16 protein-coding genes are annotated in these 17,327 nt (G+C 67.0%); 9 read left to right on the plus strand and 7 right to left on the minus strand.

Translation table 11 applies throughout. The features are described 5' to 3' along the window. Positions 1-324: 324 nt before the first annotated feature. The 4 genes from ACNO8X_RS13870 to ACNO8X_RS13885 all read left to right on the plus strand — a co-directional run bounded on the left by ACNO8X_RS13870 (position 325) and on the right by ACNO8X_RS13885 (position 3,939). Entirely contained in the window at positions 325-945 is a 621-nt protein-coding gene (locus tag ACNO8X_RS13870; protein WP_418001465.1) for a TetR/AcrR family transcriptional regulator, read from the plus strand. Between the two features lie 198 nt (positions 946-1,143). Then, on the plus strand, positions 1,144-1,539 hold the full coding sequence (locus ACNO8X_RS13875) for a DUF2752 domain-containing protein (protein WP_418001466.1): 396 nt from the start codon (positions 1,144-1,146) through the stop codon (positions 1,537-1,539). A 108-nt stretch (positions 1,540-1,647) separates the two neighbouring features. Beyond that, positions 1,648-3,066: a pyruvate kinase gene (gene pyk, locus ACNO8X_RS13880; RefSeq protein ID WP_418001467.1), complete on the plus strand. Its 1,419-nt coding sequence runs from the start codon at positions 1,648-1,650 to the stop codon at positions 3,064-3,066. Positions 3,067-3,078: 12 nt separating this feature from the next. After that, positions 3,079-3,939, plus strand: a complete 861-nt coding sequence (locus tag ACNO8X_RS13885; protein WP_043398406.1) for an acyl-CoA thioesterase II — start codon at positions 3,079-3,081, stop codon at positions 3,937-3,939. Between the two features lie 12 nt (positions 3,940-3,951). Here ACNO8X_RS13885 and ACNO8X_RS13890 read toward each other — a convergent pair whose 3' ends face one another. The 6 genes from ACNO8X_RS13890 to ACNO8X_RS13915 all read right to left on the minus strand — a co-directional run bounded on the left by ACNO8X_RS13890 (position 3,952) and on the right by ACNO8X_RS13915 (position 10,801). After that, entirely contained in the window at positions 3,952-4,407 is a 456-nt protein-coding gene (locus tag ACNO8X_RS13890) for a DUF4190 domain-containing protein (protein WP_043398402.1), read from the minus strand. Further along, positions 4,404-5,924: an ATP-binding cassette domain-containing protein gene (locus ACNO8X_RS13895; protein ID WP_418001468.1), complete on the minus strand. Its 1,521-nt coding sequence runs from the start codon at positions 5,922-5,924 to the stop codon at positions 4,404-4,406. The genes ACNO8X_RS13890 and ACNO8X_RS13895 overlap by 4 nt, the downstream gene beginning before the upstream one ends. Continuing rightward, positions 5,911-7,530: a thiol reductant ABC exporter subunit CydD gene (gene cydD, locus ACNO8X_RS13900; RefSeq protein ID WP_418001469.1), complete on the minus strand. Its 1,620-nt coding sequence runs from the start codon at positions 7,528-7,530 to the stop codon at positions 5,911-5,913. The genes ACNO8X_RS13895 and cydD overlap by 14 nt, the downstream gene beginning before the upstream one ends. A 23-nt stretch (positions 7,531-7,553) precedes the next feature. Beyond that, positions 7,554-8,609, minus strand: a complete 1,056-nt coding sequence (gene cydB / locus ACNO8X_RS13905) for a cytochrome d ubiquinol oxidase subunit II (protein ID WP_418001470.1) — start codon at positions 8,607-8,609, stop codon at positions 7,554-7,556. Between the two features lie 12 nt (positions 8,610-8,621). Next, positions 8,622-10,070, minus strand: coding sequence for a cytochrome ubiquinol oxidase subunit I (locus ACNO8X_RS13910; protein WP_043986015.1), 1,449 nt, complete (start codon positions 10,068-10,070; stop codon positions 8,622-8,624). Between the two features lie 143 nt (positions 10,071-10,213). Continuing rightward, complete coding sequence (locus ACNO8X_RS13915; protein ID WP_418001471.1) at positions 10,214-10,801, minus strand: HdeD family acid-resistance protein; 588 nt, start codon at positions 10,799-10,801, stop codon at positions 10,214-10,216. Between the two features lie 219 nt (positions 10,802-11,020). On the opposite strand from ACNO8X_RS13915, the gene ACNO8X_RS13920 reads away from it, so the two are divergent. The 5 genes from ACNO8X_RS13920 to ACNO8X_RS13940 are packed head-to-tail and all read left to right on the plus strand — an operon-like array spanning position 11,021 to position 15,421. Continuing rightward, positions 11,021-11,893: an ABC transporter substrate-binding protein gene (locus tag ACNO8X_RS13920; RefSeq protein ID WP_418005893.1), complete on the plus strand. Its 873-nt coding sequence runs from the start codon at positions 11,021-11,023 to the stop codon at positions 11,891-11,893. 1 nt (position 11,894) lies between these two features. Further along, positions 11,895-12,830, plus strand: coding sequence for an amino acid ABC transporter permease (locus ACNO8X_RS13925; protein WP_418001472.1), 936 nt, complete (start codon positions 11,895-11,897; stop codon positions 12,828-12,830). 41 nt (positions 12,831-12,871) lie between these two features. Further along, positions 12,872-13,624, plus strand: a complete 753-nt coding sequence (locus tag ACNO8X_RS13930; protein WP_418005894.1) for an amino acid ABC transporter ATP-binding protein — start codon at positions 12,872-12,874, stop codon at positions 13,622-13,624. Then, complete coding sequence (gene macS, locus ACNO8X_RS13935) at positions 13,624-14,772, plus strand: MacS family sensor histidine kinase (RefSeq protein ID WP_418001473.1); 1,149 nt, start codon at positions 13,624-13,626, stop codon at positions 14,770-14,772. The genes ACNO8X_RS13930 and macS overlap by 1 nt, the downstream gene beginning before the upstream one ends. Further along, positions 14,765-15,421 (plus strand): response regulator, encoded by a 657-nt coding sequence (locus ACNO8X_RS13940; protein ID WP_418001474.1) that lies wholly within the window; start codon positions 14,765-14,767, stop codon positions 15,419-15,421. The genes macS and ACNO8X_RS13940 overlap by 8 nt, the downstream gene beginning before the upstream one ends. Here ACNO8X_RS13940 and ACNO8X_RS13945 read toward each other — a convergent pair. Next, entirely contained in the window at positions 15,394-16,755 is a 1,362-nt protein-coding gene (locus ACNO8X_RS13945; protein WP_418001475.1) for an adenylate/guanylate cyclase domain-containing protein, read from the minus strand. The genes ACNO8X_RS13940 and ACNO8X_RS13945 overlap by 28 nt on opposite strands. Positions 16,756-17,327 lie beyond the last annotated feature (572 nt).

The raw sequence follows: 17,327 nt of genomic DNA on the forward strand, positions 1-17,327 counted from the left end.
CGCGCGGCCGCGAATGTGCGTACAGATCGCGGAACTCGCGCCGAGCACGCACTGTGTGCACACTCGGCAGCCCACGTCGTTGACCCTGAAGTGTGGGCGCGATAGTGCGAGTGCCGGACGCCGTAGGTGCAGGGTCAATGCGGCTACGCGGTCGTTGGTCGTTGACCCTGCGACGAGGGCGCGAACGGTCGAGTAGCGACGACCACAGGCGCAGGCTCAGCGCGGCCTCACATTATTACCGCTGCGAAAGTGCGCACAAGCTGGACATTCATGCGATCGGTATGTTCCTGACTCACCGGTCATTTTCGTGTTTGCGGTGGTTGGATGTCCCCTGTGGATGACATAGCCGACGGAGTGCAGCTGCAGCAGTCTCGGCAGGACCGCATCCTCAATGCTGCGCTGCAGGTGTTTGCACAGCGGGGCACGTCCGATGCGACGCTGCAGATTGTGGCCGATACCGCCGGTGTGTCGGTCGGGCTGGTGCAGCACCATTTCGGCACCAAGGACGGGTTGATCAAAGCCGTCGATGGCGTGGCCATGAACCTCATCAGCAGCACCATGTTCGCCGCCCTGAAGAGCCCGGGTCCTGATTCGGTGGAAGAGATCGGTCGGGCGGTGCATTGCCTGCTCACCGACCACCTGGTGGTCATGGACTATCTCGGCCGGGCGGTGGCTTCTGAAACCCCTAGCGGCATAGCGCTATTCGATGCGATGGCACGCGGCGGGATCGAGCGTTGGGAGCGCATGGTCGCGTCCGGCGATGCGGTCGACGGCCTCGATGCGGTCTGGGCCGGGCTGAACCCGTTGGTCCTGACGCTGGGCTCGATCATCTTGCGCCGGCACCTGGACCGTCATCTGCCCGCGTCGTTCACCTCTGATGCCGAACTGGCCAGGTGGGAACACTCGGTCAATGAGCTGATCCGGCACGGTCAGTTGCACCAATAAGCCCCCACTGGGTTTGCCCGAACCGTTACAATACGGCAATATTGTCGCTGGTTCGCGGTGAACGTCGGTGTCGAGGGGTCACCGACGTCCGCTCGCCATCAGAGCTTCTTGAGCCCTCGGATGATCTGGCTGTGCGGCTGGACTGAGATCAGGCGACTCCCTTGGTCGATCGGTGTGCCGGCCGGGCATCATGGACTGATGACGTCAGGCAGGGTCGTGCGCGTGGCGGCGGTGGCCGGCACCGGAGGCGTGGCACTGGCCGCGCTGACGTACATCGGCCTGGCTGATCCGCACCGACCCGGATTCGGGTTTCCCCCGTGCCCGTTCAAGGCGCTCACCGGATGGAACTGTCCGCTGTGCGGCGGGCTGCGCATGACTCACGACGTGTTGCACGGCAACTTCTCGGCCGCGGTGCTCGACAACGTGTTCGCGCTCGTCGGATTGCCGTTGCTGGTGGCGTGGCTGGTCGTGTGCTGGCGACGACGGCTGTCGGTGGCGCCGCCGCTGGTGACCGCGCTGGTGGCGATGGTGGTGTGGACGGTGGTCCGCAATCTGCCGGGATTCCCGCTGGTGCCGACGTTCAGCCAGCCGTAGCGGCCGGCCGCGGACACCACGTCGCAACTCCCTGTTCGACTGATATTGACGTGCTGACGGCGCTCCCGGCGGACCGTTATCTGAATCGATCCACTATGCTCATGCACTGTGAATAGGCGCGGAAAGATCGTCTGTACCCTGGGCCCGGCTACCTCCACCGATGAGACCGTCAGGGCGCTGGTGGAAGCTGGGATGGATGTGGCACGGCTGAATTTCAGTCACGGTGCGCACGCTGACCACGAGGTGGCTTACAAGCGGGTTCGCCAGGCTTCCGACGCCTCGGGCCGCGCGGTGGGCATCCTGGCCGATCTGCAGGGCCCCAAGATTCGGCTAGGCCGCTTCGCTGACGGACCCACCGAGTGGCGCACCGGCGAAACGGTGCGGATCACCGTCGATGAGTGCGAGGGCAGCCACGACCGCGTGTCGACCACCTACAAGCAGCTGGCCGAGGATGCCGTCGCCGGCGACCGCCTGCTCGTCGATGACGGCAACATCGGACTGACGGTCACCGAGGTCGACGGCAATGACGTGGTCTGTACCGTCACTGAAGGCGGGCGGGTCAGCAACAACAAGGGCCTGTCCCTGCCCGGGATGAACGTGTCCGTGCCGGCCTTGTCCGAGAAGGACATCGACGACCTGAAGTTCGCCCTGAAACTCGGCGTCGACCTGATCGCGCTGTCGTTCGTCCGGTCGCCAGCTGACATCGAACTCGTGCACGAGGTGATGGACGAGGTGGGCCGCCGGGTGCCGGTGATCGCCAAGCTGGAGAAGCCCGAGGCCGTCGACAACCTCGAGGCCATCGTGCTGGCCTTCGACGCCGTCATGGTCGCCCGCGGTGACCTGGGCGTCGAACTGCCGCTCGAGGAAGTGCCGTTGGTGCAGAAGCGCGCCATCCAGATGGCCAGGGAGAACGCCAAGCCCGTCATCGTGGCCACTCAGATGCTGGAGTCGATGATCGAGAATTCCCGGCCCACCCGGGCCGAGGCCTCGGACGTCGCCAACGCGATTCTCGACGGCGCCGACGCCGTGATGCTCTCCGGAGAGACCTCGGTCGGCAAGTACGCGCTCGAGGCCGTGCGGACCATGGCGCGCATCGTGAAAGCCGTCGAAGCGAACTCCACGGACGCGCCGCCGTTGACCCACGTGCCGCGCACCAAGCGCGGCGTCATCTCCTACGCGGCCCGCGACATCGGGGAGCGACTGGACGCCAAGGCGCTGGTCGCGTTCACCCAGTCCGGTGACACCGTGCGCCGGCTGTCCCGCCTGCACACCCCGCTGCCGCTGCTGGCATTCACCGACCTGCCGGAGGTGCGCAGCCAGCTGGCGCTGACCTGGGGGACCGAGACGTTCATCGTCCCGCAGATGGACAGCACCGACGGCATGATCCAGGAGGTCGACAAGGCGCTGCTGGAGCTGGACCGCTACAAGCGCGGTGACCTGGTGGTCATCGTCGCGGGCGCGCCGCCGGGCACAGTAGGCTCGACCAACCTGATCCACGTGCACCGGATCGGGGAGGAAGACCACTAGCGGGAGCGACACGTGACGACAGCTGATTTCGAGGAACTGCTCAAGGTTCTCGATGTCGCCCGGGTCGATGACGACACCTTCACCGGTGGTCATCCCAGCCGGAACCCGGTCCGTACCTTCGGCGGTCAGATGATGGCGCAGGCGTTCGTCGCCGCCAGTCGTACGGTGCCGCCGAAGCTGCCGCCGACGACGATCACGACGCACTTCATCGCCGGCGGCGACCCGGAGCGGGACCTGGAGTTCAAGGTGGTCCGGTTGCGCGACGAGCGGCGGTTCGCCAACCGCCGGGTCGACGTCATGCAGGGCGACACGCTGCTGGCGACGGCATTGGTGTCACACCTGGCCGGCGGACGGAGCCTGGAGCATGGCGTCAAGGCGCCTGCGGTGCCGGATCCGTTGTCGCTGCCCACGATTGACGATCTGCTGAAGGGCTACGAGGAGACTGTTCCGCTGTTCGTCGAGGCGCTCAAACCGATCGAATGGCGCTACACCAACGACCCGGCCTGGGTGATGCGCGACAAGGGCGGCAAGCTCGACCACAACCGCGTGTGGCTCAAGACGATGGGCGCCATGCCCGACGACCAGGTGCTGCACGCCGCGGCGCTCGTGTACTCGTCGGACACGACGCTGTTGGACTCGATCATCACCACCCACGGGCTGTCGTGGGGCCACGACCGGATTTTCGCGGTCAGCATGAACCACACCGTCTGGTTCCACCGGCCGATCAAGTTCGACGACTGGGTGCTGTATTCGACGACGTCGCCGGTGGCCGCCGATTCGCGGGGCTTGGCGTCCGGGCACTTCTTCGACCGGGCCGGCCAGGTGCTGGCGACGGTGACCCAGGAAGGCATCGTCAAACACTTTCCGGGCTAAGGCCTTTCGGTCTCAGCCCTCGACCTTGACGCCGAACTCCTTCTCGATGCGGCTCCGGAAGTCCTGGACGCAGGTGCTCTGCGCGTTCTGGTCCTGCCCGGCGCGCGTCATGCAGTCGGTGTAGTCGCTGAACCCGACCTGGCGGTAGAAGCCGATCACCACGAAGACGAACACCACCGCCAGCACCGTGGCCAGCGCGCCCAGCGCGATGCCCGCGCCGGCCACCACGGCGTTGTCGGCGAGCCCCTCTTTGACCCGGTTGCGGCCGATGACGCCGCACGCGACGGCGCCAAGCCCGAACAGCAGCCCACCGACCACCGACCACGAGGTCAGCAATCCCACGATGCCCAGCACCAGCGCCGTGGTGCCCATACCGTTGCGCGGAGCCGCCGTGTACGGCCCGTATGCCGCGTTGGCGTACGGCGGCGGTGGCGGCGGGGGATACCCGCCACCGGGATACATGCTCATGACTGCGCAGGGTACCCGTCGTTGCTGAGGTCCAGCACCGTGCAGTCCACGTTCGCCGGCAGATGGTGGGTGGCCACCACCACCGCGCGGTCGGCGCCGAACAGTGCACCCGGAGTGAGGAGTTCGGTGAGTAACCGCTCGCTGTCCGCCGCGTCGAGGTGTTCGGTCGGTTCGTCGAGGAGCACCACGGGGAAGTCGGTCAGCAGGGCGCGGGCGAGCAGCAGTCGGCGCCGCTGGCCGGCCGATACTGCGGCGGCCCCGCCGGCGAGCAGGCTGGACAGACCGTCGGGCAGCGTCGCCAGCCACGGACCCAGGCCGACCTGCTCCAGGGCGGTGGTGAGTTCGCCGTCGGTGGCATCGCCCCGGGCCACCAGGAGGTTGTCGCGCAGCGTGGTGTCGAACAGGTGCGCATCCTCGGCGAAAAACCCTGCCGGTGAATCGGTTTCGCGGAAGCGGTCGGCAGTCGACAACAGCAAGGTGGTCTTGCCGCGGCCACTGGCCCCCAGCACGGCAACTCGATCGCCGGCCGCCGGCTCGAGCGGTGGGACGGCCGTGAGGACGCGGTCGTCGGCATCTTCGGTCAGCATGCCGGTCAGCCGCGCGATGGCGATGCGGGCCCGCGTCAGCTGCACCGCCGCGGCCGGCAGGGCGCCGGTTGCCTCGAACGCCGACAACGGCAGCAGCATGAGGACCGCCAGCGTGGTGGGCGCGACGGTCGAGGTCAGCGAGATGGCGGCCAGCACCGCGGCGATGGCACTCGCGCCGGTGGCCAGGATCGGGACCGCGGCGACCAGGGCGGCGGGCCGGGCGGCGCGGTCGGCGGCGTCGCCCCAGCGCCGGTGGTCCTCGGTGGCCTGCGCGATGACGTCGGTCAGACGGCCGGCCACCGCCAGTTCCGCGGCATGGTCGAGGGCCAGCATGACGGCCCCGTCGCGGTCTGAACGATGTTCTGCGGCAAGGCGCTCGGTGGCCTCCGCGGCGCGGGCCGCCTGCCATGGCGCCCACCCGCCGGCGACCACCAGCCCGGCCGTGAGGGCCAGGGCCGCGGCGGGGGAGATGACGGCGATGACGATCACCGCGGCAGTCGAAAGCACCGTCGCCACGGCGATGGGTAACACCGAGCGCACCAGGGTGTCGGCCAGATCGTCGACGGAAGCGCCTGCGCGCGAGACCAATTCGCCGCTGCTCAGGCGCAGCACTGTCGCCGGTGGTGCGGCGCACAGGCGCCGGTACAGCTCGGTGCGGGCCCGGCCTGCGGCCCGCAGGGCCACGTCGTGCGATGCCAGGCGTTCGCAATAGCCCAGTACCCCACGGGAAATGCCGAACAGGCGAACCGCCACCACCGCGACGGACAACTGGAGAATCGGCGGTTGTTGCCAGGCCCGGGTGATCAGCCAAGCCGACACCCCGGCCAGGGCGAGGGCGCTGCCGAGCGCCGCGGACCCGAGGAAGACCGCCAGCGCCAGACGCGGGAGACGGGGCCGGAGCAGCGCGATCGCGAATCTAACTGTGGACACGGGAAGCACCTCCCACCTGGACGACCTCGTCGCCGATGGCCAGCACTGCGTCGCGGTGTCCGACGACCAGCACGGTGGCACCGGCCTCGGCGCGGGCCCGGATCGCGTGCAGTACCTGGATTTCCAGCTCGGCGTCCAAATGTGAGGTCGGTTCGTCGAGCAGCAGTACCGGGCAGGGCCTGCCGAGGACCCGGGCCAGCGCCAGCCGCTGCCGCTGGCCCAGCGACAGCCCGGAGCCACCGCGGCCCAGCACGGTGTCCAGTCCGGCGGGCAGCGTGGCCAGCACCTCGTCGAATCCCGATGCGCGGCAGGCACCGTCGAGGTCGGGGAGAGGGCCGAGCAGTTCCAGGTTCGCCCGCACGGTGCCCGGGACCAGTACCGGCCGTTGCGGCAGCCAGCCGATCTGTTGCCACCAGTGCTGCCGGTCCAGCGCGCCGACCTCGAGCCGCTGCGCGTCATCTCCGATGAGTACCCGGCCTGCGTCGGGCGGCGTCAGCCCCAGAATCGCCTGCAGCGCTGTGCTTTTCCCGCAGCCGTTGGGCCCGGTCAGCACGGTCACCGCGCCGGGCGCGGCCCGCAGCGTCAGCTGGTGCGGCGCCGGCCCGTCGCGGCCGTCGATGCTGACCTGCTCCAACTCGATGGTCGGCCGCGCTCCGATCCGCGCGGTGCCGGATTCCGGTTGCCCTGCGGCTGCCAGCAGGCGGTAGGCCTGCCCGAAGGCGACCTTGCCGTCCTGCGCCGCATGAAATTCCACGCCGACGCGGCGCAGCGGCCAGAACACCTCGGGGGCCAGCAGCAGGACGGTCAGGGCGACCGGAAGCGTGACCCCACCGCTGACCAGCCGCAGACCGACGCCGACTGCGACCAGCGCAACCCCCAGCGTCGCCAGCAATTCGAGGACCAGCGCCGACAGGAACGCGATACGCAGCGTGGCCAGGGCCGAATGCCGATGTGCGTCAGACAGTTCGGTGATGCGTGGCGCGGCGCCCTCGGCGCGGCCGAGAGCGCGTAGGGTCGGAATGCCCGCGATGAGATCGAGCAGACGCGACTGCAGGGTGGCCATGGCGGCCAGCGCGGCCGCTGACCGCTCGGTTGTCATGACACCGATCAGCACCATGAACAGTGGGATCAGCGGCAGCGCGATCAGGACGACCGCCGCGGATTTCAAGTCGCAGGCGGCGATCACGATCACGGCCGCCGGCGTCAACAACACGGACATGACCACGGCGGGCAGGTAGCGGGTGAAGTACGGCCGCAGTCCGTCCAGGCCGCGGGTCAGCAGGATCGCGGCCTCGTCGTGCACCGCCTGTCGACGGTGCGGCGGCAGTGCGGCGACGACGGTGAGCACCTGAGCATCGAGGTCGGCGATCATCGCGGTGGCGCCGTGCTGGCTCAACCTGGCCTGCCACCACTGGGCGCCGGCGCGCACCGCCCACAGTGCGGCGACCGCCGCCAGCCTTGGCGCCCAATGCGACAGCGGTGCGCCGGTGGTGATGACCCCGGCCACCACCTGCGCGGTGAGCACTGCCGCGGCGAGCGCCGCGGCAGTGACGACGACCCCGCTGCCGACCGTGGCCGCCAGATGCCGCCGCAGACCGGCGGTCATGCGGGGATTGGTCGACGATCGGGTCAGTGCGGCCCGCCGTTCCGGGACAACCCGATGGAAGCCGGGATGTGCTCGGCCGAAATCCGTTGCCGGAATACCCAGTACGTCCAGCCCTGGTAGGCGATCACCAGCGGCGTGAGCAGCAGCGCGGCCCAGGTCATCACCTTGAGGGTGTACGGCGACGACGACGCGTTGTGGATGGTCAGGCTCCACGCCGGGTCGAGGGTGGACGGAATGAGATTCGGGTACAGGCAGCCGAACAGCAGCGCGACCACGGCGGCGACGACCACCGCCGTCGCCGCGAATGCCCAGCCGTCGGCGCGGCGCGTCCACACCAGCCGGACGGCCGAAAGCTGTGCCACCACAGCGATTCCCAGTGCTATCCAGGTCACGTCGTCGCCATAGGCCACCTGGGTCCAGATGCCGAACGCGGCGACGATCACGGTCACCGGAACGGTCAGTCGGGTGGCGAAGCGGCGCGCGTCATCATGCACGGCCCCTTCGGTTTTGAGCGTGACGAACACCGCGCCGTGGAACGCGAACAGGCTGGCCGTGGCGATGCCGCCGAGCAGCGAGTACGGGTTGAGCACGTCGCCGGCCGACAGCTGAATCTGATGCCGGGCGTCGACCGGGAGGCCGCGCAGGATGGAGGCGAAGGCCACGCCCCACAGCACGGCGGGCAGCCAGGAGCCCAAGGCGATGCCGATGTCGGCCCGTCGGCGCCACTGCGGATCGTCGATCTTGCCGCGCCATTCGATGGCGCAGACCCGCACGATCATGCCGACCAGGATGGCCAGCAGTGGCAGGTAGAGGCCCGAGAACAGCGTGGCGTACATGCCCGGGAACGCCGCGAACATCGCGGCGCCCGCGGTGATGATCCAGACCTCGTTGCCGTCCCACACCGGTCCGATGGTGTTCAGCGCGGCGCGGCGGTGCTGTTCCGGGTCGCCTTTGACGGCACTGTCGGTGCGCCCGAAGAACTCCATGAGCATGCCCACGCCGAAGTCGAACCCCTCCAGGACGAAGAAGCCCAGGAAGAGCGCGGCCAGGATGCCGAACCAGAGGTTCTGAAGTGTCATGGCTGCCCCTTCCTAGTACGCGAACGACAGTGGGGCGACGTCGTCGCTGTCGGGTGGGGTGGGTGGTGTCGGTTCGGCGTCGTGTTCGAGTGGCCCCTCGAGCGTGTAGCGGCGCAGCAGCCAGAACCAGATGACGGCCAGCAGCGCGTAGAGCGTGGTGAAAGTGATCAGCGAGATCCAGACCGTGCCCGCGCTGTGGTCCGACACGCCCTGCCGGATCGTGAGATGCAGGTTCGGGTCGCCCGTCGGGTTGTTGGCGACCACCCAGGGTTGGCGGCCCATCTCGGTGAAGACCCAGCCGGCGCTGTTGGCCAGGAACGGCATGGGCAGCGTCACCAGTGCGAAGATGCTCAGCCATCGCTGCGTCGGGATTCGGCCCTTGCGCGTCAACCACAGGGTGGTTAGCGCGAAAAGCCCTGGGAAGGCCAGCAATCCGATCATCATGCGGAACGACCAGTAGGTGACGAACAGGTTGGGTCGGTAGTCACCCGGGCCGTACTTGGCGACGTATTCCTTCTGCAGGTCCTGCACGCCCTCCAATCGGACGCCCTCGAACTTGCTCTCGGCCAAAAAGGGCAGCACGTACGGCACCTCGATGACGTGCGTGACGCTGTCGCAGTTGTTGTGGGTACCGATGGTCAGGACCGAGAAGTCCGGGTCGGTTTCGGTGTGGCACAACGATTCTGCCGACGCCATCTTCATGGGCTGCTGGACGAACATCAGCTTGCCCTGGAAATCCCCGGTGAGCCCGAGCGAGGCCGCGGCGACCAGCGCGATGGAACAGCCCAGCATGGCGGCCGGGCGGAACATGGTGCGCGATTCTTCGGTGTTGCCGCCGCGCACCATCCACCAGGCGCTGATCGCCGCGACGAAGGTCGAGGCCGTCAGGATCGCGCCGCCGACCGTGTGGGTGAACGCCGCGATGCCCGTGTTGTTGGTCAACAGCTCCCAGATGCTGGTGAGCTCGGCCCGGCCGGTCTCCGGATTGTAGTGCGCGCCAACGGGATGCTGCATGAACGAGTTGGCCGAGATGATGAAGAACGCCGACGCGTTCACCCCGAAGGCGACGATCCAGATACACGCCAGGTGCACCAGCCGGGGCAGTTTGGTCCAGCCGAAGATCCACAGGCCGAGGAAGGTGGATTCGAAGAAGAACGCGGCCAGGCCTTCCAGGGCCAGGGGTGCGCCGAACACGTCACCGACGAATCGTGAGTACTCACTCCAGTTCATCCCGAACTGGAATTCCTGCACGATGCCCGTGGCCACGCCGAGAGCGAAGTTGATCAGGAACAGCTTGCCGAAGAACTTGGTGAGCCGGTACCAGGCCGGGTTGCCGGTCACCACCCAGATGGTCTGCATGACGGCCAACAGCGGCGCGAGGCCGATGGTCAGCGGGACCAGGATGAAGTGGTAGACGGTGGTGATCCCGAACTGCCACCTCGATACGTCCAGTGCGTCCATTGAGCCTGCCCCGAGCCGGAGGGATTGATCTACGACTTACTGTAGTAGTTCATGCGGGCGGCGGTCTAGACCTGCCGAACAGGCAATTGTGTGGCCAGGCGCACACGTGCGCCTGGCCGCACAGCACATTCCGGTCAGCGGCCTCAGGCGTTGGTCGTCGCCTCGTTGATGGCCTTGTCAACAGCCTTGGCGCCCTTGCGGATTCCGAACGCGGTGATCACTTCGGCGACACCGGTGACCACCAGCCAGATGCCCGTCACCAGTGCCAGCGTGCCGATCGACTCGATCGGCGAACCCAGCACGACGAAGCCCGCGATCAGACTGATGATGCCGAGGAAGATGTTCCAGCCGCGGGCGGGAAGTGTGGGGTCGCTGATCGCCGACACGGTGGTGGCCACCCCGCGGAAGATGAAGCCGATGCCGATCCAGATGGCCAGCAGCAGTACGGCATCGCCGATGTGACGGAACGCCAGCACGGCGAGTACCAGGGATGCCGCGCCGCTGATGAAGGCCAGCACCCGGCCACCGGCTGTGATGTGCAGGCTGAAGGCGAACACCACCTGGCCGATGCCGCTGATGAGCAGGTAGGCGCCGAACGCGATCGCGGCTACCAGGATGGTGATGCCGGGCCAGGCCAACACCGCCGCACCGAGTGCCACGGCGAGCAGGCCCGAGATGAGGGCGGATTTCCACAGGTGCTGCAACAGACTTGGCGGAGTTTGCGTGGTCATTGACGCAGTCTCACATATTTGACGCGCGCTGCGCAGAGTTCGGACGACCCTGTTTTTCACAGTGGACAACCGTCGATTGGCACGCTTGATGACCACAGTGCCGATAAGGTGCTCCCAAGTCATGGCAGGTGTGGTCGGTACACAGTGAAGCAGTAGGGAAGAGGCAACGTGTCAGGTGTCAGTCAGACCCGTCGGGGCACAGCATGGCGCATTGCAGTGGTGGTGGCTGCCAGTAGCGCATTGGCGCTGTCGGGTTGCACGAAGAACACCGAATCCACGTCGCCCGCGTCGAGTTCGTCGGCCGCTCCCGCCGCCAAGGTCGAGTCGATCGCCAACACCGTGCCGGAGGCCATCAAGTCCAGCGGCAAGCTGATCGTCGGCGTGAACATCCCGTACGCGCCCAACGAGTACAAGGACTCGAGCACCGGGAAGATCGTCGGATTCGACGTCGACCTGATGAACGCCATCGCCCAGACGCTCGGCCTGACGGTCGACTACCGCGAGGAATCGGACTTCTCCAAGATCATCCCGGCAATCCAGGCCGGCACCTACAACGTCGGGATGTCGTCGTTCACCGACAGCAAGCAGCGTGAGCAGCAGGTCGACTTCGTCACCTACTTCTCGGCCGGCAGCCTGTGGGCGCAGCGCGCGGGTGGCCAGATCGACCCGAACAACGCCTGCGGCAAGAAGGTCGCGGTCGAGTCGACCACGGTGCAGGACACCGAGGAACTGCCCGCCAAGTCCAAGACGTGCACCGACGCCGGCAAGCCGCCCATCGACGTGGTGAAGTTCGACAACCAGGACCAGGCCGCCAATGCGGTCGTCGTCGGCCAGGCTGACGCCATGTCGGCCGATTCGCCCGTGACGCTGTGGGCGATCAAGCAGACGGGCGGCAAGCTGGTGCAGGCGGGCGAGGTCTTCAACTCGTCGCCGTACGGCTGGCCGGTCAAGAAGGGGTCTCCGTTGGCCCAGTCGCTGTTGCAGGCGCTGCAGCATCTGATCGACAACGGCACCTACAAGCAGATCGCCACCAGTTGGGGCGTGCAGGCCGGGATGATCGACAAGCCGGTCGTCAACGGGGCCACCAGCTGACGTGACGAGTGCTGAGTCGGCGGCTGCCCCGCACGGGCCTGCTGCCATCGACGCGGTGCCGCTACGACACCCGTGGCGGTGGGTGGGGGCCGTCGCGATCCTCATCATTGCCGGCCTGTTCGTCTACGGTGCTGCCACCAACGAGGCCTACGGGTGGGACACCTACCTCAAGTACCTGCTCGACGAGCGGGTGGCCGAGGCGGCCTGGAATACCTTGCAGCTCACCATCTATGCGATGACGATCGGCTTGGTGCTCGGCGTCATCCTGGCCGTGATGCGGCTGTCGCCCAACCCGGTGTTCCGGGCGGTCGCGTGGGGCTATCTGTGGATTTTCCGCGGTACTCCGGTGTACGTGCAGCTGGTGTTCTGGGGCCTGTTCCCGTCGATCTACCAGAACATCCAGATCGGGGTGCCGTTCGGCCCGTCGCTGTTCCATATCCAGCTGCAGGGTCTGTCGCTGGCGTTCCAGATGGCGTTCATCGGACTGGGCCTCAACGAAGCCGCCTACATGGCCGAGATCATCCGTGCCGGAATCATTTCCGTCCCGGAGGGGCAGACGGAGGCATCGGTCGCCCTCGGTATGTCGTGGTGGATGACCATGCGGCGCACCGTCCTGCCGCAGGCGATGCGGGTGATCGTGCCGCCCACCGGCAACGAGTTGATCAGCATGCTGAAGACCACATCGCTGGTCACAGCGGTGCCGTACACCCTCGAGCTCTACACGCGTACCCGCGACATCTCGGCGGTGCTCTTCCAGCCCATTCCGCTGCTGCTGGTGGCCGCCACCTGGTACCTGGTCATCACCAGCGTGTTGATGGTCGGACAGTTCTACCTGGAGCGGTACTTCTCGCGGGGCGCGTCGCGGAAGCTGACGACCAAACAGCTTGAGGCCCTTGCCCGGGCGCAGCTGGGAGACCACGGGGGCGTGCCCGCATGACCACCAGCGAGGAGCCGAAGGCGGATCGCGCATCGACCCTGATGGTGCGCGCCGAGCAGGTGTGCAAGAGCTTCGGTGCCCTGGATGTACTCAAGGGCGTCTCACTGGAAGTCGAGCGCGGCCAGGTGCTCGTGCTCGTCGGTCCCTCCGGTTCGGGTAAGTCGACGTTCCTGCGGTGTATCAATCACCTGGAGCAGGTCAGCGCCGGACGGCTGTACGTCGACGAGCAGCTGGTCGGCTACCGCGAACGCGGCGGCAAGCTGCACGAACTCCCGCCAAGGGAAGCCGCCCGCCAGCGCCGCGACGTCGGCATGGTCTTCCAGCATTTCAATCTGTTCCCGCACCGGACGGCGCTGGAGAACATCATCGAGGCACCGGTCCATGTCAAGGGCGTCAAGCGCGCTGCGGCGTTGAGTCGCGCGCGGGAACTGCTCGACCAGGTCGGGTTGTCCAGCAAGGCCGACGCGTATCCGGCCCAGTTGTCCGGAGGCCAGCAGCAGCGGGTCGCGATCGCCCGTGCGTTGGCGATGGAGCCCAAACTGATGCTGTTCGACGAGCCGACGTCGGCTCTGGACCCGGAGCTGGTCGGGGACGTGCTCGCGGTCATGAAGAATCTGGCCCAGCTGGGCATGACGATGGTGGTGGTCACCCACGAGATGGGTTTCGCGCGCGAGGTCGCCGACGAGCTGGTGTTCATGGACGCCGGCGTGGTGGTCGAGCGCGGCGCTCCGCGTGAGGTGATGGCCAACCCGAAACATGAACGCACGAAGGCCTTCCTGTCCAAAGTGATGTAGTGGCCGTGCACCTCGCTTCCGAGCCGGACCCCGCTGCCCCGCTGTGGCGGGCCGCGCAGGGCTTCCGGCTCCTCAGTTGCCTGTACGCCTTGGGTTTTCAGCTCGCCGTGAATGACGATCTGCGGCACCCTGCCGTCACGTGGGCGCTGTTCGGGGTCCTCATGGCGTGGAGCGTGGCGTGTGCGGTGGGCTATCTGAGAGGTTTCGGCAGACGGTCGGGCTGGGTGCTGGCCGAGGTGCTGGTGGTGGTGCTGCTGGTGTTGTCGACCGATCTGGTGGCGTCCCCGGAGTGGATCGCCGGCAACCAGTCGTGGCCGACGACGTTATGGGCCACCAACGCGACGCTGTCGGCGGCGATCCAGCTGGGGCCGGTGGCGGGTATGGGCGTCGGCCTGCTGGTAACGGCGGCCGGTGCGGTGCTCAAGGGCTACTTCGACCCCAATCTGGGGCGGCAGGCGACGCTCGTCATCGAGTTGGCGGTGGGACTCGCGGTCGGGATGGCCGCCCAGACCGCCCGCCGGGCCCACGCGGAGCTGCAGCGGGCGATCCGATTGGCGGCGGCGACCGCCGAGCGCGAGCGGCTGTCCCGGCAGGTGCATGACGGGGCCATTCAGGTATTGGCGCTGGTGGCCCGTAAGGGGCGGGAAATCGGCGGTGAGACAACGGAACTCGCGCAGCTGGCCGGTGAGCAGGAACGGGCGCTGCGCCGGCTGGTCAGTTCCGGCCTGGACGAGGCGACGGGTGGTCTGGTCGACGTCGGGGAGATGCTCCGGACTCGTGCCGGGGACCGTGTCGCGGTGAGCGTGCCGCCGGACCCGGTGCTGCTCGACGCGGCCGTGGCGGGCGAGCTCGATGCCGCGGTGGCCAACGTGTTGGGCAACACGGCTGCGCACGCGGGTCCGGAGGCCCGGGCTTTCGTCCTCGTCGAAGACCTGGGGGAGCAGGTGGTGGTGAGTATCCGCGACGATGGGGTGGGCATTGCCGACGGACGGCTGGCGCAGGCGGCGGCGGAGGGGCACATGGGCGTGACGAAATCCATTGTCGGACGGCTGGAATCGCTCGGCGGTACCGCCGAGCTGACGACGTCGCCGGGGGCCGGCACCGAGTGGGAGCTGACCGTGCCCAGAACAGACGGCACCGATGCCTGAGCCGCAACCGTCCGAGCTGACGGTCATGGTGGTCGATGATCACCCGATCTGGCGCGACGCAGTCGCCCGCGATCTCGAGGACTCGGGTTTCACCGTGGTGGCCACCGCTGACGGGGTCGGGGCCGCGGGACGTCGGGCTGCGGTGGTCAAGCCCCAGGTGGTGGTGATGGACATGCGGCTGTCCGACGGTAGCGGGGTCGAGGCGACCATTCAGGTGCTGGCGGTATCCCCGGCCAGTCGAGTGCTGGTGCTGTCGGCTTCCGACGAGCGCGACGACGTGCTGGAGGCGGTGAAGGCCGGCGCCACCGGATATCTGGTGAAGAGCGCCTCCAAGGCCGAGTTGGCCGACGCGGTCCGTGCGACGGGCGAGGGGCGTGCGGTGTTCACCCCAGGGCTCGCAGGCCTGGTGCTGGGGGAGCACCGGCGCATGGCCAAGGCGCCGGGCGCGGACCCCGCAGCGGGCTTGACGGAACGGGAGACCGAGATTCTCCGCTACGTGGCAAAAGGCTTGACCGCCAAGCAGATCGCTGAACGTCTGACCCTGAGTCACCGCACTGTCGAGAACCACGTGCAAGCGACGTTCCGCAAGCTGCAGGTGGCCAATCGGGTCGAAGCTGCGCGCTACGCCATCGAGCACGGGCTGGACTGAGCGCCGTCGGCCCGCGAGGCGCCGGCCGCGGACAGTCGCCCGGTCAGGTACCAGGTGTGCATCAGACCCTTGCCCTTGACGTCGATCTCCCCGCGCTCCTCGAATTCGTAGGCATGCTGGAGGCGTTCATACACGTTGTGCGGCACCTGGATTCGCCCGGCGACGTCGGTGCTCTCCATCCGCGACGCGACGTTGACCGCGTCGCCCCAGACGTCGTAGAAGAACTTGCGAGAACCCACGACACCGGCCACCACCGGGCCGGCGGCGAGGCCGATACGGACCGGGACGGGGCGCCCCTTCGCGTCGGTCAGTTCGCGCACCGCGTCGTTGAAGTCCAGAGCCAGACAGGCCAGCGCCTCGAGGTGATCGGCGCGCCCGTGCGGTATCCCGCTGACCACCATGTAGGAGTCACCGCTGGTCTTGACCTTCTCCAGGCCGTGCCGGTCGACCAGGGCGTCCAGATCGGTGTACAGCGTGTCCAGGAACTGGACCAGATCGGCAGGGGCGGTGTCGCTGGCGCGCTGGGTGTACCCGGCGATATCGGCGAAAAGGATTGAGGCGTCATCGAATTTGTCGGCGATCACCGTATGCGCCGGATCCTTGAGTCGTTGCGCGATGGACTCCGGGAGGATGTTCGCCAACAGCGACTCGGACCGCAGGTACTCCGCTTGGATGGCGCGCTGGGCGATGGCGTTCTCGCGCAGGACGGACCAGACGGTCGCCATCACGATCAGGCAGGCGGACACCGCCGTGATGACGAACGACACCCGGCTTTCCAACTCGGTCTGCGCGCCGGTGTGCGCCGGGATCGTGAATTCCAGGATGGTTGCGGTGACGATGCCGACCGCGGCGACGACGGCCGCAAAGGCCAGATGTTCGAGTCCCACGATCAACAGGGCGATCGCGCCGGCCACGGCGAAGTACAGCAGGATGCCGGAGCCGGTGCCGATGTTGATGGTCACGACGGTGACCGAGGTATAGGCGATCAGCACGAATGCTGCGGGCGCGACCAGCTCGCCGAACCGGTAGAGCGTCGGGACGAGCAGGAACAGCGCCGCACTGCCCAGATTGACCGCACCGATCCACATCGCATACGGCCCCGTGGACAAGGCCTGGAATGCGAAAAAGACGCTGAGCATCGCGCCGAGGCGGCTGGTGCGGGTCAGGATTCGGCGACTGCGGGCGACCGTCGGGCTCAGGATGTCGGCGTCAGGGTGAAGGCACTCGCGGACAGTCGCGGTCGGCACACACACCGAGCGGCGCACAGCAGCGACCAGGTCGGCGTTCGGATTCGCGGCGCCACCGGCGAGGCGAGCGTCGTCCATGATCGCCATGGATTCAAGGGTAGACGTGCAGGGCCGGATTTGGTGCTCGCCTGCGGATACTCCGCTGACGGCGAAACAGCAGGCCACCGCGGTACCCATAATGGCCAGTTGCTCTGGCCATTTAGGACGGCTCGCTGAGCGGGATTTTGGTTGGTACTGAGCGTCCCTTCGCCGCAACTGGAAAATAGGGACGAAACCGATCAATATCAAAATTGCCAAATATTCGACGATGGCGTCGAATAGCGCACGCGGAGGTCATTGAGCCCTGATTAGCTGCGGAAACAAGGTCGAAATCCTTGCCTATGGCGAATTAGCAAAGTGATATTGATTAGCTGGTTGCGAACATACCAGAGGTATTTAGCCTGGCTCTATATTTGCCTAACATGCATAGCTGGACTATTTCAATAAGATTTCCGATTTGGAGGCATTTAGTTGTTGTCGGAGCAGTAAATTAACTGCCTACGCGTCATCGATCAATGGCGATGACCAGGTGGAAAGGGGACTGCGGTGAACCGTCTGGTCCGAGCTCTGATGTTGAGAGTCGTTGTCGTATTGATGCCGTTGGCCGTCCTCTGTGCGTA

The sequence above is a fragment of the Mycobacterium sp. PDNC021 genome (assembly GCF_048282635.1).
Taxonomy (GTDB): Bacteria; Actinomycetota; Actinomycetes; order Mycobacteriales; family Mycobacteriaceae; genus Mycobacterium; species Mycobacterium llatzerense.